18 protein-coding genes and 1 pseudogene are annotated in these 18,716 nt (G+C 67.6%); 10 read left to right on the forward strand and 9 right to left on the reverse strand.

Annotated elements, in window-relative coordinates; genetic code table 11:
• The first annotated feature begins 88 nt into the window (after nt 1–88).
• The 3 genes from H7J89_RS09555 to H7J89_RS09565 all read left to right on the forward strand — a co-directional run bounded on the left by H7J89_RS09555 (nt 89) and on the right by H7J89_RS09565 (nt 2,196).
• On the forward strand, nt 89–1,336 hold the full coding sequence (locus H7J89_RS09555; RefSeq protein WP_264042712.1) for a TetR/AcrR family transcriptional regulator: 1,248 nt from the start codon (nt 89–91) through the stop codon (nt 1,334–1,336).
• Nucleotides 1,337–1,610: 274 nt separating this feature from the next.
• The gene (locus H7J89_RS09560; protein WP_264042720.1) at nt 1,611–1,835 is read left to right on the forward strand and encodes a hypothetical protein; all 225 of its coding nucleotides are present in this window, start codon (nt 1,611–1,613) and stop codon (nt 1,833–1,835) included.
• A gap of 13 nt (nt 1,836–1,848) precedes the next feature.
• A complete protein-coding gene (locus tag H7J89_RS09565) occupies nt 1,849–2,196 on the forward strand; it encodes a hypothetical protein (RefSeq protein ID WP_264042727.1) in 348 nt (115 codons plus the stop codon).
• Between the two features lie 95 nt (nt 2,197–2,291).
• On the opposite strand, the gene H7J89_RS09570 is transcribed toward H7J89_RS09565, so the two are convergent.
• Together H7J89_RS09570 and H7J89_RS09575 are read right to left on the reverse strand one after the other, a co-directional pair.
• The gene (locus H7J89_RS09570; protein WP_264042734.1) at nt 2,292–2,459 is read right to left on the reverse strand and encodes a hypothetical protein; all 168 of its coding nucleotides are present in this window, start codon (nt 2,457–2,459) and stop codon (nt 2,292–2,294) included.
• 86 nt (nt 2,460–2,545) lie between these two features.
• Complete coding sequence (locus tag H7J89_RS09575; protein WP_264042740.1) at nt 2,546–3,235, reverse strand: class I SAM-dependent methyltransferase; 690 nt, start codon at nt 3,233–3,235, stop codon at nt 2,546–2,548.
• A 213-nt stretch (nt 3,236–3,448) separates the two neighbouring features.
• Here H7J89_RS09575 and H7J89_RS09580 point away from each other — a divergent pair, with 213 nt between their 5' ends.
• Together H7J89_RS09580 and H7J89_RS09585 are read left to right on the forward strand one after the other, a co-directional pair.
• A complete protein-coding gene (locus H7J89_RS09580) occupies nt 3,449–3,871 on the forward strand; it encodes a nitroreductase family deazaflavin-dependent oxidoreductase (protein ID WP_264042747.1) in 423 nt (140 codons plus the stop codon).
• A gap of 268 nt (nt 3,872–4,139) precedes the next feature.
• A pseudogene (locus tag H7J89_RS09585) lies at nt 4,140–5,706 on the forward strand (SulP family inorganic anion transporter).
• Nucleotides 5,707–5,717: 11 nt separating this feature from the next.
• On the opposite strand, the gene H7J89_RS09590 reads toward H7J89_RS09585, so the two are convergent.
• On the reverse strand, nt 5,718–6,575 hold the full coding sequence (locus H7J89_RS09590; RefSeq protein WP_264042754.1) for an LLM class F420-dependent oxidoreductase: 858 nt from the start codon (nt 6,573–6,575) through the stop codon (nt 5,718–5,720).
• A gap of 128 nt (nt 6,576–6,703) precedes the next feature.
• On the opposite strand from H7J89_RS09590, the gene H7J89_RS09595 reads away from it, so the two are divergent.
• Both H7J89_RS09595 and H7J89_RS09600 read left to right on the forward strand, forming a co-directional pair.
• Complete coding sequence (locus H7J89_RS09595; RefSeq protein ID WP_276041892.1) at nt 6,704–7,741, forward strand: 2-hydroxyacid dehydrogenase; 1,038 nt, start codon at nt 6,704–6,706, stop codon at nt 7,739–7,741.
• Between the two features lie 77 nt (nt 7,742–7,818).
• Entirely contained in the window at nt 7,819–8,637 is an 819-nt protein-coding gene (locus H7J89_RS09600; RefSeq protein ID WP_264042770.1) for a formate/nitrite transporter family protein, read from the forward strand.
• 3 nt (nt 8,638–8,640) lie between these two features.
• Here the strand turns inward: H7J89_RS09600 and H7J89_RS09605 are convergent, their stop codons facing one another.
• Nucleotides 8,641–9,573 (reverse strand): LLM class F420-dependent oxidoreductase, encoded by a 933-nt coding sequence (locus tag H7J89_RS09605; protein WP_264042849.1) that lies wholly within the window; start codon nt 9,571–9,573, stop codon nt 8,641–8,643.
• 116 nt (nt 9,574–9,689) lie between these two features.
• On the opposite strand from H7J89_RS09605, the gene H7J89_RS09610 reads away from it, so the two are divergent.
• Complete coding sequence (locus H7J89_RS09610; RefSeq protein WP_264042855.1) at nt 9,690–10,127, forward strand: ATP-binding protein; 438 nt, start codon at nt 9,690–9,692, stop codon at nt 10,125–10,127.
• A gap of 11 nt (nt 10,128–10,138) precedes the next feature.
• On the opposite strand, the gene H7J89_RS09615 is transcribed toward H7J89_RS09610, so the two are convergent.
• A complete protein-coding gene (locus H7J89_RS09615; protein WP_264042857.1) occupies nt 10,139–11,497 on the reverse strand; it encodes a WS/DGAT/MGAT family O-acyltransferase in 1,359 nt (452 codons plus the stop codon).
• Nucleotides 11,498–11,701: 204 nt separating this feature from the next.
• On the opposite strand from H7J89_RS09615, the gene H7J89_RS09620 reads away from it, so the two are divergent.
• Together H7J89_RS09620 and H7J89_RS09625 are read left to right on the forward strand one after the other, a co-directional pair.
• The gene (locus H7J89_RS09620) at nt 11,702–12,706 is read left to right on the forward strand and encodes a methylenetetrahydrofolate reductase (RefSeq protein ID WP_308205113.1); all 1,005 of its coding nucleotides are present in this window, start codon (nt 11,702–11,704) and stop codon (nt 12,704–12,706) included.
• A gap of 135 nt (nt 12,707–12,841) precedes the next feature.
• Nucleotides 12,842–13,597, forward strand: a complete 756-nt coding sequence (locus tag H7J89_RS09625) for a class I SAM-dependent methyltransferase (protein WP_264042861.1) — start codon at nt 12,842–12,844, stop codon at nt 13,595–13,597.
• A 5-nt stretch (nt 13,598–13,602) separates the two neighbouring features.
• On the opposite strand, the gene malQ is transcribed toward H7J89_RS09625, so the two are convergent.
• The 4 genes from malQ to H7J89_RS09645 all read right to left on the reverse strand — a co-directional run bounded on the left by malQ (nt 13,603) and on the right by H7J89_RS09645 (nt 18,537).
• Nucleotides 13,603–15,588 carry a 4-alpha-glucanotransferase gene (gene malQ / locus H7J89_RS09630; protein WP_264042864.1) on the reverse strand — a complete coding sequence of 662 codons (1,986 nt, stop codon included), beginning with the start codon at nt 15,586–15,588 and terminating at the stop codon, nt 13,603–13,605.
• A 128-nt stretch (nt 15,589–15,716) separates the two neighbouring features.
• Nucleotides 15,717–16,352, reverse strand: a complete 636-nt coding sequence (gene phoU / locus H7J89_RS09635) for a phosphate signaling complex protein PhoU (protein ID WP_264042866.1) — start codon at nt 16,350–16,352, stop codon at nt 15,717–15,719.
• A gap of 82 nt (nt 16,353–16,434) precedes the next feature.
• Nucleotides 16,435–17,763 (reverse strand): MFS transporter, encoded by a 1,329-nt coding sequence (locus H7J89_RS09640; RefSeq protein ID WP_264043789.1) that lies wholly within the window; start codon nt 17,761–17,763, stop codon nt 16,435–16,437.
• 180 nt (nt 17,764–17,943) lie between these two features.
• Complete coding sequence (locus tag H7J89_RS09645; RefSeq protein WP_264042868.1) at nt 17,944–18,537, reverse strand: hemerythrin domain-containing protein; 594 nt, start codon at nt 18,535–18,537, stop codon at nt 17,944–17,946.
• Nucleotides 18,538–18,716: the final 179 nt, after the last annotated feature.

Below are 18,716 nucleotides of genomic sequence, written 5' to 3' on the forward strand. Positions count from 1 at the left end.
CCGGATTCGCTGTGACGGGCGGCCGCCTCCGAGAATTGGACAGCCGTGCATCCGCCCGGCCCCGCACACTGCGGCTACGGTGATCTTTATGACGCCGGCCAGCCGTTCATCCGCAAAGCCGGTAAAGCGCCGCCCCAAAGATCGCAAGGCGCAGATCGCCCGGGCCGCCTCAGATGCTTTCAGCGAGCTGGGTTACCACGCGGTCAGCATGGAAAACATCGCCGCTCGGGTCGGGGTCTCGGCGGCGGCGCTCTACCGGCATTCGCACGGCAAATACGACCTGTTCCGCTCCGCGGTCCTGGCACTCGGGCAGCGGCTTGTGGACGCCACGGAGTTCGCCGATCACCTGCCAACCGATGCCGATCCTGGGGAGACGCTACGTGCACTGACCGGATCGCTGATCGACACCGCGATTGTGAACCGAACCGCGGGGGGACTTTATCGGTGGGAAGGTCGCTACCTGCACGGTGAAGACCAGGGGGTCTTGGCCGAGCAGGTCAAGCTGGTCAACCGGCGTCTGCAGAGGCCGTTGATCAGCCTGCGGCCCGAACTGCAATCACGGCAACGTTGGGTCCTCTCGGCTGCGACGTTGAGTGTCATCGGCAGCATCACCGACCATCGTTCCCGGCTCGGCGACGGCGAGATTCGGGCGACGTTGGCCGACATCGCGGCCGCCGTGTCGAGGGCAGACGTGCCGGCGCCACCGGTGAGTGACTCGGAATCTCCACGGACAGTGGCGATTACGAACGCCGTCGGCAGCTACGAATTGCTGTTGCACGAATCGATACGGTTGTTCAACGAACGGGGATACCGCGAAACCGGTATGGAGGACATCGCCACCGCTGTCGGCATACCGGTGGCGAGCATCTACCAGTGTTTTCCGAGCAAGGCCGCGATACTGGCAGTGGCGTACCGCCGCGGCGCTGACCAGGTCTCCGGTGACCTGTCCACAATTTTGGCCACCGGCAGCGACCCGGAGCGGTCGCTGACGCAGCTGATCGACGCCTTCGTCACACGGTCGTTCGCCAACCCAGAACTGGCCCGGGTGTACTACACCGAGCGTCACAACCTGCCCGACACGGACGCGGTGCTCCTCTACAACATTCACCGCTCCACCGTCGAATCCTGGGCCCGGCTGGCCGTGGCGGCACGACCCGACCTAACGCTCGGCCGGGCTCGATACGCCGTACACGCGGCGCTCGCTCTCGCCGTCGACATCGGGCGGCTCGTCATGCCCGGCCCGAGCGAGCCCGCTCGCATGACGGTCCGCCGTTTGATGGAGATCACTTTGATCGGCAAATCTGCCGCGGCTTCCACCGAGGCCGCTCGCCGCTGAGTCCCCGAGGAACCCGACTTCACGCCGGAATGGGCCTGCACTTGTGCCGACGCCGTTGATGAACTAGGGCCCGGCCGGCTGTCCCTAACGCCATGCCGCACAGGAAACTTCCGGGCCGCAGGCATGGCCGGTACTCTGCTTCTTTGCAGCGAGCGCTACCCAATCGGCCGAATAATGATTAACATAATCGCCATCCGGACTGGCGCCGCGGCCGCACCGACCTGGTTCTTGAGCCGACGGGCCCGCGGTAGGTCCCGCGCGAAAGGCACGCCCCATGCTCAACAGGATCCGGCAGGTACTGGACTACCAGTTGACTATTGCCGAGCTGCTGGGTATCGCCGTGCTGCTGGGGACGCCGTATCTGATCGTTGGGGTGATCTGGTCGTCCACCCACACGGGGCACCTACGCGACATGCACGGGCTCGACTTGGTGGTGTCATTTCTCGGTTCGATCGTGTCATGGCCGGTGCTGATCTTCGCGAATGTCTGCATGACCTAGGGGGGAGGAGATAGTGAAACGCGGGCCCGTTGTTTTGTCAGCGGCCGTAATCGCCTTAGCCGTCGGGTTATTCGCCCTGCGCTTCCCGGTGTTCATCGACGCCTATGATCAATTCGGTTGGCAGGTCAAATGTGGCAGCGGTTTCACAACTGATTTGACGCAAGCGTCGAGCGCCGACGATACGAAGAAGGGCCACGGCGGCGGAGTTGGCATTTCGAGCACGAACTACGTAGGCCAATGCGACAACGCCCTGCTGATCCGGCGCGTATGGGCGATTCCCGCGGCCGCACTCGGCGCCCTCACGCTGGTGGGGTTGGCGGCCGCAGTTCTCGCGCAGGATCGCCGGAGCTCCCCGAGCTGAGTGTTGTCCGCGAGATTCCTGACCGGAACCGGACGCCATGCGCTGGCGCATAACTCATTTCGATACGACGGTCGCCCCGCCCGCCGGCAACCCGCCTAGCGCGTGCTCTCGTCGGGAAGGTCGCGCCGAGACTGGTGCAATCCCGGGGCGTCCGGGTCATCGTTCTGATGCTCCAGTTGCTCCTGCAACCTGCGCTGTTCCTCGGTCGCCTGCCGGGCGTCCTCGGGCGAGGGGGGCGGGTCGAAATTGACTTGCTGGTCCACGTGGGATCTCCTCTGACCGTCTGCGCTGCTCCAGTCAGGATCTCCCGAATCCCACGGCTCGAAACCTGCCCGACCGTCCGCGTCAGCTAGCCGAGATGAGCGGATAGCAGCCAGGCACCCATCGACTTGCGGCCGTTGCCCTCGTCGCGGATGTTTGCGCCGGCGAAGGCCCCGAATCCTTCCAGGAAGCTGTCGGGCACGTTGGCGTGGATCCGCGCCGGCCGGATGTCGTCAACCACCCAGTACTTGGAGACCACGTCCCGAAGTTCCTCCTCGGTGACCGCATTGACCGGGCCGTCGGCAGGCATGCCCTCGCGGTCGAAGACCAGCACAAAGTAGGAGGCACCCGGCGCGGCGGCACGCACGATGGACTGCTGATAGCCCTCGCGCAGCTCGACGGGCATCGAGTGAAAAAGCGTGCTGTCGACGATCGTGCCGAAGCGGCCGTCGTAGCCGCCGAAGGCACTGATGTCGGCGACGTCGAACTTCGCGTTGGTCAGGCCGCGCCTGGCGGCCTTCTCGCGCGCCAGTTTGATGGCGGTGGGCGACTGGTCCAGGCCCACCGTGGTGAAGCCGCGCTCGGCGAGGAACAACGACACCGCCGCCTCCCCGCACCCCGCGTCGAGCACCTCGCCATGGAACTTTCCGGCCTCGATGAGAGCCGCGATCTCCGGCTGCGGCTCGCCGATGCTCCACGGCGGCCGATTGCCTTCACCCATCTCGGGGGCCTCGCCCCGGTAGGCGGATTCGAACATATCTTGAGTCGGCTGAGACATACCACCTGTATATCAACCAGGCTGATATATGTCAATGGGGCTGATGCACGAGTTCCCCGCTTTCTCGAGAATCGCCGTCAGGCCACTACCCGACTCCTCTCCGCCATTGGTTAGCCCGTTTAAGCGTTGACCGCCCACTCTTCCAGGCCCGGACCGACCGTTCGGCGACGCGCCCGGGGATGACGAAGACGCGACGGCGTGCTGAGATCAGGTATGGCTGACGACATCGAAATGAGCCCGAGGGACTGGGTACGCGAGCAGACCGAGCAAATCCTGAAACAGGGCACGACCCACGGGGTCGAGATTCTCGACCGGCCCGTCGTTCTGGTGACGGTCACCGGGGCGAAATCGGGCAAAAAGCGTTACGTGCCGATGATGCGCGTCGAAAGCGACGGTCGTTACGCGATGGTCGCGTCGAAAGGCGGTGCCCCGGCGCACCCGTCGTGGTATTTCAATCTGAAAGCCAATCCGGAGGTCACGCTGCAGGATGGCGAGAGGATCGTCGGACTGAGGGCACGCGAGCTCGACGGGCCGGAGCGTGAGCAATGGTGGCAGCGAGCCGTCGAAGCCTATCCGCCCTATGCCGAATACCAGACCAAGACGACGAGGCAGATACCGGTTTTCGTGCTGGAGTAACAAGCCGCGCGCCAACCTATTTCGGCAATTGGCGCCGTCGGTCATTCCGCGGCAAAAGATTTGCATTCGATATGCGCGCGGCCCGTCAGGTTGCGACCCGCTTGGCTGCCCCATACCTTCGATATGCATAGGCCAGGCAAGCTAGCAGAACAACGACGTTCCCGCGATCGGTAATCGCTAGTGCCACAGGGCTTTACATCGCACTATCCGGGCGCATCACGGGCTGATATCCGGCGCGCTTCCTCATGCACGTTTCCAGGGAGGGCCGATGCAACAAGCCGGGCGGCTAGGTCAACAAGACTTCCAGGAGGGTCAACCGAATCGAGTTGACCGGTGGCGCGCGGCCATGCAATACGACTTGCCGGCCTCTTTGGTGGTTTTCCTGGTGGCGCTTCCGTTGTCACTCGGGATCGCGATCGCCTCGAACGCTCCAGTGCTGTCCGGCTTGATAGCGGCGATCGTCGGCGGGGTCGTTGCTGGTTGTATCGGCGGATCACCGTTGCAGGTCAGTGGTCCGGCCGCCGGACTCACGGTCGTTGTCGCTGACCTGGTTTCCCAGTTCGGCTGGGCGGTAACATGTTTGATCACCATCATTGCGGGAGCACTGCAAGTCATGTTGGGGATCAGCCGGATTGCGCGCGCCGCCTTGGCGATCTCACCGGTTGTCGTGCATGCCATGCTGGCCGGCATCGGAATCACCATCGCCCTGCAACAGGTGCACGTACTGCTGGGCGGTGAATCGCAGAGCTCGGCCTGGACGAATGTCGTCGGGCTGCCCGCGCAGATCGCCGGCGCGCATCGGCCGGGCCTCGTGCTGGGCCTCCTCGTCATCGCCATTCTGGTTGCGTGGCGCTGGGCACCCGCCCGGTTGGCCAAGGTGCCGGGCCCACTGGTCGCCATCGTCGTCGTTACGGTCATGTCGGTAGTGTTGCCGTTCAACGTATCCCGCATCAGGTTGGAGGGCTCGGTGCTGGAGGCACTGCAGCTGCCGCAGCTTCCGGACGGGAATTGGGGGGCCGTCGTGATCGCGGTGATCACGGTCACGCTGATCACCAGCGTCCAAAGCCTGCTGACCGCGGTCTCGATCGACCGTATGCACACCGGGCCGCGCACCGATTTCAACCGGGAGCTGATCGGGCAGGGCGCGGCGAACATGGTCTCGGGGCGCAATAGGCGGGCTTCCCATTGCCGGCGTGATCGTGCGCAGCGCGGCTAATGTCAACGCGGGTGCAAAAACCCGCGCGTCGACGATCATGCACGGCGTCTGGATTCTGTTGTTCGCCGTCCCCTTCGCGGGATTGGTCGAACAGATCCCCACCGCGGCGCTCGCCGGCTTACTCATCGTCATCGGGATCGAGCTGCTGAAGCCCGCACACATCGAGACCGCATCGCGCAATGGCGATCTCGTCGTCTACCTGGTGACCATTGTCGGCGTCGTCTTCCTGAACCTGTTGCACGGCGTAATGATTGGGCTGGCCGTGGCGGTCGTCGTGACCGGTTGGCGGGTGGTTCGGGCCAGGGTGGAGGCGAAGCCCGTGGGCGACGAATGGCACGTGTTCATCGAAGGGGCGTGCACCTTCCTGGCCCTGCCCCGGCTGACGGGTGTGCTCGCGACGATCCCCGAGCGCACCACGGTCACCGTCCACCTGGTCGCCAACTACCTCGATCACGCTGCCCATCAGGCGATCAGCGACTGGCAGCGGCGGCACTGCGCCATGGGGGGAGCGGTCAAGGTCCATAACGGACCGATGGAACCCTATGGACGCGTGAGCAAGTCGTCGAAGGGCAGCAGTCGCGCGGTCCACCTCAGCCTGGTCGAAGCGAACCCCGGCTAGCCACAGCGCCGCTAGATGAGGTCGGCGGCGATCCGCGTCAGCACGGCGAGGTGATCATCGACTGTCGCGAGGCCGGCATTCATCGTGTTGACCGACACATGGGTGGCGCCCGCGGCCCGCCAGGCCGCGATGTCGGCCGCGGCCTTCGCGCGGTCGCCGGCCCAGCTGACCCGGCCTTCCATCCCGAGACTTTCCGCGTCGCGGCCGGCCGCTGCGGCCGCGCGCCGCACCTGTTCCCGCGCATGGTCGAGACCGGGGCCGGGAGCCGTCATCGGGAACCAGCCGTCCGCGAGACGTCCCGCGCGTTGCAGCCCGCGGTCCGACGCCGCGCCGATCCACACGGGGATCGGACGCTGGGCGGGCAACGGGGCCAGCCCCGCCGCGGTCACCGTGTGGTACTTCCCGTCGAAGGTGATCGATCGTTCGGTCCACAGCCGGCGCAGCAGCTCGAGCTGCTCCTCGGAACGCTTGCCGCGATTGCTGAACTTCTCGCCCAGCGCCTCGTATTCGACTGCGTTCCAGCCCAATCCGACACCAAGCCGGAATCGCCCGCCGGTGAGCAGATCGACTTCAGCGGCCTGCTTGGCCACCAGCGCCGTCTGTCGCTGCGGCAGGATGATGACACCGGTGACGAGTTCCAGGGAAGTGATCGCGGCGAGGTAGCCGAACATGACGAAGGGCTCATGGAACGTCGAATCGATGTCGTAGGGGCCATCCCAGCCCTGGTGCACGTTCGGGTCGGCGCCCAGCACGTGGTCGTAGGCGAGGATGTGGGTGAATCCGAGTCCTTCGACGCCCTCGCCGTACGCACGCACGACCGCGGGGTCTCCACCGAGCTCGGTTTGCGGGAACACAACTCCAATGCGCATTGGCGGTGCAACCAAGCCGCCGGGGGATTGCTTCCCGCGCGCAATGAAAAAGTTTGGGACGGTGCCGTCTTCGCGCCTCTCGGCAAGTGGTCGCTCGAAGCGACGGTTTTGGGGTGGTACCCGGGGGAATGTCCGACACCGTCGAGAACCACAACGAAGGCCGTTGTCCGGATATTTCGCCGACGCTCGATGATGGACGGGTGACCACGAAAAAGATCAGGAACGTGCTGCGGGTCGGAGACTTCGAGCCGACATTCGAAGCCGAGCTGACTGCGTGCTACGAGATTTCGAAGCTCCCAGAGGGACCCGAACGAGCCGATTTCCTGGCGGAGCGTGCGGCCGACATCCGTGTGGTGCTCACGTCGGGGTCGCCCGGCGTCGACGCCGACACGATGGCGGCGCTGCCCCGCCTGGAGGTGATCGTCAACAACGGCGCCGGGGTGGACCTGATCGATCTGCCCGCGGCGCGGCGTCTCGGCATCGGCGTCAGCAACACGCCCGACGTGCTTTCGGACACCGTGGCCGACACCGCCGTGGGCCTGATCCTGATGACCCTGCGCCGTTTCGGAGCCGCCGACCGCTACGTGCGGGCGGGCGGCTGGGTGCGCGACGGGCCATTCCCCTACGCCCGCGACGTCAGCGGCTTGCAGGTCGGGATCTTGGGCCTGGGCCGCATCGGTTCGGCCATAGCGACCAGGCTGGTCGGATTCGACTGTGCCATCGCGTATCACAACCGCCACCGCATCGACGGATCGCCGCACCGCTACGCCGACTCGCCGGTGGAACTGGCCGAATCGGTCGACGTCCTCGTCGTGGCCACCACGGGCGACCCCAAGACGCGCCGGCTGGTCGACCGGAGCGTCCTCGAGGCGTTGGGCCCCGAGGGCTACCTCATCAATATCGCGCGCGGCAGCGTCGTCGACCAGGACGCGCTGGTGGAATTGCTGGCCGGCGGCGCCTTGGCCGGCGCGGGCCTGGACGTCTTCGTCGACGAACCCCATGTGCCGGCCGAGCTGCTGGACATGGACAACGTGGTGCTGTTCCCGCACATCGGCAGCGCCACTGCCCGGACGCGCAGGGCGATGGCGCTGCTGGCGATCCGCAACCTGGAGAGTTATCTCGACACCGGTGAGCTGGTGACACCGGTGCTGCGACCGCGCAGGTGACAGCGGGGACGCGCTCCTGTCAGATGCCTCACACCGGATGGTCCAGCCCCCGATTAACGGGTACTAGGCCATCCACCATGAGTGACACCACCCAACGCGAGCTCGGAGACACCAACAGTCCCATCGAGGACGAGCTCGAGGATGCCTTCAGCAGGATGCTGAGCGAGGGCACCCAGCGTCTGCACCGCACCTGGCGCGGCGTGTTGGTCACCGGCTTTTTCGGCGGGACCGAGGTGGGGATCGGAGTGCTCGCCTACCTGTCGGTGTTGGACGCCACCCACCGGCCGCTGTTGGCCGGGTTGGCGTTCTCGATCGGCTTCCTGGCCCTACTCCTGGGCCGCAGCGAGCTGTTCACCGAGGGCTTCATCATTCCCGTCGTGACGGTGGCCGCCAAACGCGCCAGCCTCCGCCAGCTGGCCAAACTGTGGGGCGGCACCATGTTCGCCAACCTCGTCGGCGGCTGGGTGATCATGTGGCTGATCATGACGGGCTTCCCCGAGCTGCACGCCCAGACCATCGAGTCCGGCACCCATTTCGCCACCGCGCCGGTGTCGGCGCAGAGCATGGTCTTGGCGATCCTGGGCGGCATGGTCATCACGCTGATGACCCGGATGCAGCACGGCACCGATTCCGTGCCGGCCAAGATCGCCGCCGCCGTCGCCGCCGCGTTCCTGCTCGCCGGGCTGCGGTTGTTCCATTCGATTCTGGATTCGTTGCTGATCTTCGGCGCGCTGGTTACCGGGAATGCGCCGTTCGGTTACCTGACGTGGCTGGGCTGGTTCGGCTACACCGTGGTGGGCAACATGATCGGCGGGCTGCTGTTCGTGACGCTGCTTCGGCTGCTGCGCAGCAAGGATCGGCTCGAGGAGGAACGTGCCGACGCCGAGTCGGTATGAGCCTCAGAGCAGTTGTGGCATAACCTCGCTGGCCAACAATTCCAGGTGCGCCAGATCGGTCAGGTCCAGCAGCTGGGTGTAGACGCGCTGCACGCCAATCTGTTTCCAGGTGCCCAATTTGTCGACGATCTCCGCGGGAGTGCCGACCAGCGGGCTGTTCGAACGCAACTCGTCGAGGTCGCGGCCGATCGCGGCGGCGCGGCGGGCCACCTCTCGGTCGCGGCGGCCGGCGCAGAGCACGAATGCGCTCGAGTAGACCATCGAGTCGGCCGGCCTGCCCGCCTCGGTGACCGCGTCCGCCACCCGCCGAAATTGCTTCTCGGCCACGTCGATCGGCGCGAACGGAATGTTGAACTCGGCCGCGTACTTCGCCGCCAGCTGCGGGGTGCGGTTGGCGCCGAGACCGCCGATGACGATCGGCGGATGCGGGCTCTGCAACGGTTTGGGCAGCGCCGGCGAGCCGCTGATGGTGTAGTACTTGCCGGCGTAGTCGAAGGTCTCACCCGGCTTCGTCGTCCACAGCCCTGTGACGATGGCCAGCTGCTCGCTGAGCCGGTCGAACCTCTCCCGCAGCGGGGGAAAGGGAATCCCGTACGCCCGGTGCTCCTTCTCGAACCAGCCGCTGCCCAGGCCGAATTCGACACGCCCCGCGCTCATGTCGTCCACTTGCGCCACCGCGATGGCCAGCGGACCCGGATAGCGAAACGTTGCGGAGGTCACCAGGGTGCCCAGCCGGATGCTCGACGTCTCCCGTGCGATCGCGCCCAGGGTCACCCACGAGTCGGTGGGACCCGGCAGGCCGTCGCCGCTCATCGCCAGGTAGTGGTCGGACCGGAAAAACGCTGCAAAGCCCAGCTGCTCGGCGGTTTGGGCGACGGCGACCTGATCGGCATAACCGGCGCCCTGTTGCGGTTCGATGAAGGCACGGAATTCCATAGGATCCCTCTGTATGTCGTTGTACGGCAACCCGATTCCGAACGTGTACCCGCCTGTGGCCAAAGCGAGACGCGAACGGGTTTAGCACCCCACCCGCACCGGGGTATGTCCTTAGCATGACCTCACTACTTCCACCCAGGGTCGTGACGCCCGCGCGATTGACCTGCGCCGGTGCCGCCGACGCCGTGACGGCGGCGGAACTGCGCCGCGCCCTGCGCCGGTGGCTCCAAGACGTGACCGACGCCCCGGCTGAGGTGCGCGACGACATCATTCTGGGCGTGAACGAGGCGCTGGCCAACTGCGTCGAGCACGCGTACCGCGCCCAGACCACGGTCGGCACCATGAAACTGCAGGCCAGCTACGATCCCGCCGCCCAATCGATCAGCGTGTGCGTCAGCGATCGTGGATCCTGGCACCACCCCTCGCCGCAGCGGGTCCACGACCCCCGGCGCTCCCGCGGCCTCCTGCTGATGCACGCGCTCGCCGACCACTGCACCATCAACGCGCGGCCCAACGGCACGACGGTGTGCCTGGACTACACCACCAGGCCCTAGCCGTCACCCGCTCACACACCGACCGCGCGCTCGAGGTCCTTCAACGAGGTCTCCAGGTGGCCCAGCAGCCGCTGCAGGTGCGGGACGCTGCGGCGGCAGCCCACCAGACCGAAGTCGAGGTTGTCGGCGTTGTTGGTGACCGTGATGTTGACCGCCTGCCCGTCGAGTGGGATGGACAGCGGATAGTTGCCGTCCAACCGGGCGCCACGCCAGTACAGCGGCTCGGAGGGACCGGTGGACACGTTGGAGATGACGATGTTGAAGGGCGGTGAGGCCGCCGACAGGTACCCGGGGATCAGCCCGAAGAACAGGCCGCCGATATTGAACGCGGACAGGGCCAGCTGCTGAACCGACGGCAACTGTTGGAAGATCTCCTTGGTGTCGCGGATCGACGTGCTGACGATCTCCAGGCGCCGCCCCGCGTCATCGAGGTCGGTCGCCAGGTTGCACAGGAACGTTCCGACCAGGTTGCCGCCACGGTCGTCGTCGGTCTTGCGCAGATTGACCGGCACCATCGCGGTCAGCGGGGCGTCGGGCAGGGCATCCTGCTCCAGGAGGTAGGCCCGCAGGGCCCCGGAGCACATGGCGAGCACGACGTCGTTGACCGTCACCCCGGCCGCCGATTTGACCGCCTTGATGCGGTCCAGCGACCACGACTGCGCGGCCACCCGCCGGGCACCGCCGATCCGGACGTTGAACATGCTGCGCGGCGCGCGGAACGGCAGGGTGAGTTGCTGTTCGATCAGCGCCGCCCGGGCCAACTTCAGGCTGGATGGCGCCAGGGCGAGCGCCGACCCCGCGGTGCGGCCGGCGCGCTCGAGCAGCGACCGGCTTTTGTGCTCCTTGCTGCGTTTGCGCGGCCCCAGGGTCCACGGGACGCGCACCTCGTCGTCGTCCGGGTCGGGGGTGAACGCGCGCTGCACCAGCCGCATCGCGGATACGCCGTCCATTAGGGAGTGGTGGTACTTCGTGTACACGGCGTACCGGCCGTCCTGCAGCCCCTCGACGAGGTGGGCTTCCCACATCGGGCGGTGGCGGTCGAGCAGGCTGCCGTGCAGCCGAGACGCCAGCTCCAGCAGATCGCGGACCCGCCCGGGCTCGGGGAGGGCCGAGCGGCGCAGGTGGTAGTCGAGCTCGACGTCGTTGTCAAACGACCACGCGAGGTTGGTCAGGCCGCCGAAGAAGGCCGGGTGCTTGCGGAACAACGGCTGCACATCCGTGCATTCGAGCATGGCCTGATATGCCTCGCGGACGAAATGCGGCCCGGCGTCCTCGGGCGGCTCGAAGAGCTGAAGCGATCCCACGTGCATCGGGTGCTCGCGGGACTCGCCGATGAGGAACAGCGCATCCGTCGGCGATATCGGTTCCATGGTCAACCCCGTTCGTTTCGCTGCACCGTCCGCGCGGTACACGCCCATCTCCTAGTAGCCGCCTTGAGCGTTTGCTAATCCCGAAAGGCCACCCCGAATCCGGCCCGGGCCCAAGGGCTTGCGGGCGCGGTCGTTTGGGTACATCGATGCGAACACTGGCGCACGGGGAGTGAAATGTCGGCGGGTTTGGAGTGTCCGAAACGAATGGAGTTCGGACCGTGCGGCGGGGTGCGACCCGACGGCCAATGCGAGATGCGCCCGGGTGCGTGCGCGTTCGATGGCGTGGTGGCGTGGTCGGGCCATCAGCACGCGGCACGTCCCGCTCGCGCGCCGCTGGTGCTCACCGATTTCAGTTGCACCCCGTTCGATCGCCAGGACGTCGCGGCGACCGCGGCCGTGCTGGCGCCCGGGTGCGACGCCGTCCTGGTCGGGGAGCACCAGAACAAACCCGATTTTCCGCCGACGCTCATGGGGTCATTGCTGCTCGACGCCGGCGTGACACCGTGGATCACGTTGTCGTGCCGCGACCGCAACCGCGTGGTGCTCGAGCAGGAACTGCGGGGGTTGCGCAGCATCAACGTGGAGACGGTGTTGTGCGTGACGGGCGACGGGCGCGGCTACGACGTGCGGCCGGACGTCACGCAGACCTTCGACCTCGACGGGCCCCGCCTGGTCTCGCTGGCCGCTTCGACAGGAGTGGTCGCCGCGGTGCCCGAAACGCCCACCGCCCCGCCCGTAGCGGCCCGGCCCGCCCGGTTGGTCGAGAAGCAACGGGCCGGAGCGAGCCTGGCTGTCCTCAACCACGTGCCCCGTCCCGAGATGGTGGCCGACTTCGTGACGGCGGCGCGGGCGGCGGGGCTGGCGATCCCGGTGATCGCGGCGGTCGCGGTGTTCACCGACAGCGTCTCCGCGGCGGTGCTGCAAGGCCTGCCCGGCCTGGAACTCGATCAGGCCATGACGGAGCGGGTATTGGGGGCGCCGGATCCGGTGTCTGCCGGTATCGAGGCGGCGGTGGCCGAGGCCTGCGCGCTGCTCTCGATCGAGGGTGTCGAGGGAGTCAACGTGTCGGGTTTGGCGTCCGCGTCGGGCGGGCGCATCGGGGCCGAAATCAAGGCGGAGGTCGGTCGCCGAATACGGGGAGAAGGGGCGCCGATGACGCGCGCCGCCGACGATGCAGAGCGGAGCGATGAGGAGAAGGGGCGCCGATGACGCGCGCCGCCGACGATGCAGAGCGGAGCGATGAGGAGAAGGGGCGCCGATGAGAGCGGAGCGATGAGGAGAAGGGGCGCCGATGACGCGCGCCGCCGACGATGCAGAGCGGAGCGATGAGGAGAAGGGGCGCCGATGACGGAAGCGATGGAGGCAGAGTTCGACACCGTCGCCGAGTGGACGGCGCAGGTGGCCGCCGACCTCGGGCCGGATTATCACGTGCCCGCCGGGTGCAGGGGCAGTGGCAGTCCGGCCGCCCTCGATTGGCTGGTAGCGGAGATGGGCCTGGCTCCCGGTGCCACGTTGCTGGACTCGGGGGCGGGCGTCGGGGGCCCCGCGGCCTACGCGGCGCGACAGCGCTCGGTGCGGCCGGTGCTCATCGAGCCGGAGACGGGTGCGTGCCGCGCGGCGAAGAAGTTGTTCGGCTTCCCGGTGGCATGTGCGGTCGGGTCGGCCCTACCGGTGGCGGACTCGAGCTTCGACGCCGCGTGGGCACTTGGCGTGTTGAGCACGACACCGGATCACCTGGCGGTCCTCGAGGAGCTGCGCCGCGTCGTCCGGCCGGGCGGCCGGATCGGCCTGCTCGTCTTTCTCGCCCACGGCGAGAAAGCGAACGAGACGTTGGACGGCAACCATTTCCCGACGCCCGGCGGGCTGCTAGACCTGGTCCGGCGCGCTTTGCTGGACGTCGAGCAGCGGCTCGGCACCGCGGACCTTCCGCCGATCTCCGACGCGTGGAACGAGCGGATCGACGCCGTGACGGACGCACTGAGCAATCGGCACGGGCACACGGAGGCCTGGCAGTTGGCCGAACGCCAGAGTGCACAGATCGGCCGGCTGCTCGACGAGGGGACACTGACCAGCGAGCTGCTGGTGTTGCGGCACGCGTGACTCGGTTAGGCCGACTCGCGGAAGGCGGCAGTGATCTCGGCGACCCTGGGGTCGGTGTGTAGCTCTTCCAGCGTCTTCGGGAGCGGGAGCCGCCAGTTCGGGTACTCGTCGATCGTGCCCGGCAGATTGGGCTGCCGGGGTTCGGCCAACACGTCGTAAGGCGAAATCAGCTTCAGGCGGCTCGGCGTCGCCGCCAGCAACAGGTGCATCGCGGTGATGATCGCCCCCTCGTCCGGATCCGGGTCGCTGAGCAGGCCCTCGGACCGCAGCATCTCCAACCACTCGGCCCGCTCCTTGTCGGCCACCGACCGCTCACCCGCCGCGTCGTCGAGCAGCCCGAGGTCGGCGCGGGCCCGCACGTGCTCGGCGCGCAAGAAGCCCGCGGCCGTGGGTAGGTCGTGGGTGGACAGGCTGGCGGCCGCCCGCGCCGGCCATTGCGCCGGCGCCAGCAGCGGCTCCCCGGGGGCGGACTCGTCGCGGGTGAACCACGACACCGCGCACCCCAGCATCCCGTTGCCGGCCAGCGCCTCAGTCACCTCCGGTTCGACGGTGCCCAGGTCCTCGCCGACCACGGTGGCTCCGGCCCGGTGCGCCTCCAGGGCGAGGACGGCGAGCATGACGTCGGCGTCATAGTGCACGTAGGTGCCGCGATCCGGGCCGTCGCCCGGGGGAATCCACCACAACCGCCACAGGCCGGCGACATGGTCGATCCGCAGACCGTCGGCGTAGGTCACGACGGCGCGCAGCATGTCGCGCAGGGCGGCATAGCCGGTGGCGGCGAGGCGGTCCGGCCGCCACGGCGGCAGCCCCCAGTCCTGCCCGCGGGGAGTGAAGTTGTCCGGCGGCGCCCCCACACTCACCCCGGTGGCGAGCACGTCGGCCAGCGCCCACGCGTCCGCGCCCTCGGCGTCGACCCCGACCGGGAGGTCGTGCAACACCCCCAGGGCCATCCCTGCGCTTCTGGCGGTGTCGCGCACGGCGACCAGCTGCTCGGCGCAGCGCTGCTGCACCCAGGCGTGGAACGCCACCCGGGGCGCCAGCTCTCGCCGCGCCGCCGCGACGGCCGGTCCGGCGACGTCACGCAGTGGCTGCGGCCAGCGGCTCCACCGGCCGCCGTGCCGCTCGGCCAGCGCGCAATATGTGGCCCAGTCGCGCAGGCCCGTGCCGGCGGCCGATTCGTCCAGCGGACTGGGCCGGCCCTCGGCGCGCCAGAGCAGCTCCAGCGCCGACCGCTTGGCCGCCCACACGAGGTCGTGGTCGATGCGTTCGGTGGTTGCCGAGACCCGCAGCGCATCCACCTCGGCGCGGGTGTCCGGGTCGGCGCTGCGGTAGGCGTCGAGGTCCTCGACGCGCAGCGCCAGCGGGTTGGCGAACCGTCGGCTGGAGGGGGTGTAGGGCGACGGCTGCACCGGATGGGTCGGCCCGGGGGCGCTGAGCGGGTTCAGCAGCACCGCGCCGGCGCCGTGCTCGGCGACGGTCCAGTTCATGAACTCCCGCAGATCGCCCAGGTCGCCGATGCCCCAGGAGCGGGCCGAGCGCAGGGCGTAGAGCTGCAGCATCCAGCCCCAGGTGGCGGGGGCCGCGGGCACCTGGGGTGGCGCCGCTACCAGGGTTGCCTCCTGCCCGTCACGCAGTTGCAGCCGATACCAGCCCGGGGTCAGGTAGCCGGGCAGCTCGTCGCGCACCTCGGTGCGATCGCCGTCCTCGCTCACCAGGACGGCCGCGCCGGGCAGCGGGCGGGGCCGCCCATCCAGGCGTACGGAAACGGTGGGTGGCAGGGCGCCCGCCCGGTCGCGCTCGGCCAGCTTGGCCAACTCGCGGCGACGGTCGGCTTCGCTGGCGGCGGCGACGTCGAGCAGGCCGAGTACGCGGATTACGACGTCTGCGTCGACATCGACGGGCTCGCGCCGCTCGTTGCGGTAGGAGGTGGCCACCCCGTGTGCCGCGGCCAACCGACGCAGGTCATCGGGAACCGGCCTGGGATTCGCCATCAGCGCGCCGGCCCGGAGCCGACGGGGGCGACGTGACGACGATGACGAGGAAGCACATCGCTTATATACCCAAGCCGGGACTTCTCACACAGGCCGCCGAAACCCGTTTGGTGGCAGCCGCTTTCGGCCTAGTGCCCGGTGGCTTGGAAGATGACCCGCCGAGCGATCTGAACGGCGTGGTCGGCGAATCTCTCGTAGAAGCGCCCCAACAGGGTGACGTCCACCGCGGCGGCGACACCGTGCGGCCATCCGGGATCCACCAGCGCCGCCAACAATTGGTGATGCAGTTCGTCCATCGCGTCGTCGTCGCGGCGAATCTGTGCCGCTCGGCGAGGATCCTGGTCCAGCAACACTTCTCGGGCGACACCGGCCAGCTGCTCGGCCACCTCACCCATCTCGGCGACGTGTCGGCGCACGTCATCCGGCACGGCATTGCGGGGATGGCGCATGCGGGCGATCTCGGGCACGTGGACCGCCAGCGCCCGCATCCGCTGGGCATCCGTGGCGATCCGAATGCCACTGACCACCGCCCGCAAATCGGTGGCCACCGGCGCCTGCAATGCCAGCAGGGTGAACGCGTTCTCCTCGACGCGAGCGTTGACGGCGACGACGTCCTCCTGGCCTGCGATGACCCGTTCCGCCAGGGCCAGGTCGGCGTTGAGCAGCGCAACCGTGGCCTGTCCGATCGCCTCCCCGGCCATCGCGCACATCGCCCCGAGTTGTTCGGTGAGCGTTCCCAACCGATGGTGAAAAGCGGTTCTCATGTGTTAGGAGTAGGCCGGAATACGCGAAATAAACGTCGTGGCGTGGACCCGTTGAAAGCGCTTCTTTCCCAGTGCCTTTCGATCACCTGACGTCGTCGGCCAGCTCGCGCGCCTCCCGCTCGCTTTCCACCGCGGGCCCGGACCCGGGCAGCGGCTTCCTGGCGACCTCGGGCGTGAACAGCAGCGTGACGGCGCCCACCAGCCCACCGAAGATCAGCATGTAGGCGGGCGCCATGACGTTGCCGGTGCCCGACACCAGCGCCTGGGCGATCAGCGGCGTGGTGCCGCCCACCGCCGATATCGAGATGTTGTACGAGATGGCCAGCGACCCGTACCGCACGTTGGTGGGGAACAGGGCCGGCAGCATCGCGGGCGCTGTGCTGTCGAAGCACAGCTCCATCAGCCCGATCAGCAGCACCCCGAGGAAGATCACCGGATAGATGGCGCCGAAGCGGATGAGCAGAAACGCCGGGATGGAACCCACGACCAGCAGTGCGCAGCCCGTCCACATGATCGGTTTGACGCCGATGCGGTCGGACAGCGCGGCGACGAGCACCACGGTGACCATCGGGATCGCCAGCGTCACCACGATCATCACCAGTCCGGCGGTATGGCCGACGCGGACGAACAGCTTGAGGTACGTCGGCAGGTAGCCCGTCAGCATGAAGTCGGCGACCTGAGAGGTCAGCACCAGTGCCGCGCAGATCAGCAGGCCCCGCCACTGATCCACGACGGTGCGCCGAAATTGTTGTTTACGCCCGCCCGAGTGCTGCGCCCCCTCCGTCGCGTTCCGGTAGGCGGATGACTCCTTGAGCCGTAGCCGCAGGAACAGCGCGAACAGGCCGAAGGGTGCGCCCAGCAGCAGGGGGATCCGCCACCCGTAGGCCAGCATGGCGTCGTCGGGGAGCCAGGTCTGCAGCCCGGTCACCATCATCCCGGCGAGCACGAAGCCGACCAGATTGCCCATCGGCAGAAACCCGACCATCATGCCGCGTTTGTGGTCGGGGGCCTGCTCGACGAGATAGGTCATCGCGCCGACATACTCACCGCCGGTCGACAACCCCTGGAATATGCGGGCGATGACCAGCAGGATCGGCGCCCAGATGCCGATGGTGCTGTAACCGGGCAGCAAACCGGTCACGGTGGTGCTCACCGTCATCATCAGGATGGTGACCACAAGGACCCGGTGCCGTCCGATGCGGTCGCCGAGAGGGCCGAAGATGAACCCGCCGAGCGGGCGCACCACGAACGCTGCGGCCAGCGTGCCGAACGTGGCGATCAAGTGGACGCCGCTGACGCTCTTACCGGGATAGAAAACCTGGGCGATGGTGGTGGCGATGTAGCCGTAAACGCCGAAGTCGTACCACTCCATGAAGTTGCCGATCGCGGTCCCCATGATGGTTTGGCGCATGGCCGGGTCGGCGACCCTGATGTCTTTGCGTGCCCATTTCCTCCGGCGGCCCCGTGCATTCATCGACGGATTGCGTACCCAGAAGTCTCGTGGGCCGAACAAAATCGCACTCCCAACCGGCTCTATCGTCTCCATCGACCGGTGGCCGATCGTAGTGGCCGCGCTAAGGTCGGCGGGAACTCACTGACCTTTCAGGCTGCCGATGCGGAGCGAGAAATCCTTGGGCGTTGACTGCTCCGGCGGCGTCGACTGCGTGGTGGCCTCAATATCCTCGACGTAGCGCTCGGGGTCGCGGTCGACGATCGGTAACCCCTCGGTGGTGGGATGCTCGGCCATGAAGTCGCTGTATTGCCGCCCGAGCGCTTCGCGAAGGCCGATGGGGGCTGCGCGGCGGAAGTCGGACAACCCTTCCCGCTCCTCTTCGCCCATGTGCTCGTCGTTGGCCTCCCGGGTGCGGCCGACCGCCGCCCACCACTGCTCGGTGCCGACCCCGGCCGCGTCGGCGTCGCGCACCCCGTCGCGAATGTCGTTGTGATCCCCGATGGCGTCGAGTGTCTCGCCTTCGGCGTCGGCGGTGCCCCGCTTCAGCAACTGCGGGTAGAAGATCTTCTCTTCGATATAGGCGTGCACGTCGAGCTTGTCGGCGAGGGGACGCCACACCCGCGCCAGCGCGGTCTCGTCGGTCGGCGTCTGCGCCTGCAGGTAGTCCAGCTGGGCGAACTGTTCGCGGAACCACTCGTGGTCGGCGAGGATCAACATGGTGATGTCAGCCATCGCGCCGCCCCACCTCCCTCACCGCTACGGTTCGCGGCCATGGTGTCCCATAGTGGCGGGCCCGTCAACCGGCCGGGAACACTCCAGAAGGGCGGCATACACCGTCCGGATACACTAGGGCACCAGCGTGTCGATCGCCCTTGATCGAACGCCGCAAAAATCCACCACAGCAGAGGTTG

This window comes from Mycobacterium paraffinicum, from assembly GCF_025822865.1.
In the GTDB taxonomy this organism is placed as follows: domain Bacteria; phylum Actinomycetota; class Actinomycetes; order Mycobacteriales; family Mycobacteriaceae; genus Mycobacterium; species Mycobacterium paraffinicum.

Excerpts from the sequence above, each read along its gene's own strand:
- H7J89_RS09555 (WP_264042712.1), top strand. The coding sequence starts at position 89 with ATGACGCCGGCCAGCCGTTCATCCGCAAAGCCGGTAAAGCGCCGCCCC.
- H7J89_RS09560 (WP_264042720.1), top strand. The coding sequence starts at position 1,611 with ATGCTCAACAGGATCCGGCAGGTACTGGACTACCAGTTGACTATTGCC.
- H7J89_RS09575 (WP_264042740.1), bottom strand. The coding sequence starts at position 3,235 with ATGTCTCAGCCGACTCAAGATATGTTCGAATCCGCCTACCGGGGCGAG.
- H7J89_RS09580 (WP_264042747.1), top strand. The coding sequence starts at position 3,449 with ATGGCTGACGACATCGAAATGAGCCCGAGGGACTGGGTACGCGAGCAG.
- H7J89_RS09590 (WP_264042754.1), bottom strand. The coding sequence starts at position 6,575 with ATGCGCATTGGAGTTGTGTTCCCGCAAACCGAGCTCGGTGGAGACCCC.
- H7J89_RS09595 (WP_276041892.1), top strand. The coding sequence starts at position 6,704 with ATGTCCGACACCGTCGAGAACCACAACGAAGGCCGTTGTCCGGATATT.
- H7J89_RS09600 (WP_264042770.1), top strand. The coding sequence starts at position 7,819 with ATGAGTGACACCACCCAACGCGAGCTCGGAGACACCAACAGTCCCATC.
- H7J89_RS09605 (WP_264042849.1), bottom strand. The coding sequence starts at position 9,573 with ATGGAATTCCGTGCCTTCATCGAACCGCAACAGGGCGCCGGTTATGCC.
- H7J89_RS09610 (WP_264042855.1), top strand. The coding sequence starts at position 9,690 with ATGACCTCACTACTTCCACCCAGGGTCGTGACGCCCGCGCGATTGACC.
- H7J89_RS09615 (WP_264042857.1), bottom strand. The coding sequence starts at position 11,497 with ATGGAACCGATATCGCCGACGGATGCGCTGTTCCTCATCGGCGAGTCC.
- H7J89_RS09620 (WP_308205113.1), top strand. The coding sequence starts at position 11,702 with ATGGAGTTCGGACCGTGCGGCGGGGTGCGACCCGACGGCCAATGCGAG.
- H7J89_RS09625 (WP_264042861.1), top strand. The coding sequence starts at position 12,842 with ATGACGGAAGCGATGGAGGCAGAGTTCGACACCGTCGCCGAGTGGACG.
- malQ (WP_264042864.1), bottom strand. The coding sequence starts at position 15,588 with ATGGCGAATCCCAGGCCGGTTCCCGATGACCTGCGTCGGTTGGCCGCG.
- phoU (WP_264042866.1), bottom strand. The coding sequence starts at position 16,352 with ATGAGAACCGCTTTTCACCATCGGTTGGGAACGCTCACCGAACAACTC.
- H7J89_RS09640 (WP_264043789.1), bottom strand. The coding sequence starts at position 17,763 with ATGCGCCAAACCATCATGGGGACCGCGATCGGCAACTTCATGGAGTGG.
- H7J89_RS09645 (WP_264042868.1), bottom strand. The coding sequence starts at position 18,537 with ATGGCTGACATCACCATGTTGATCCTCGCCGACCACGAGTGGTTCCGC.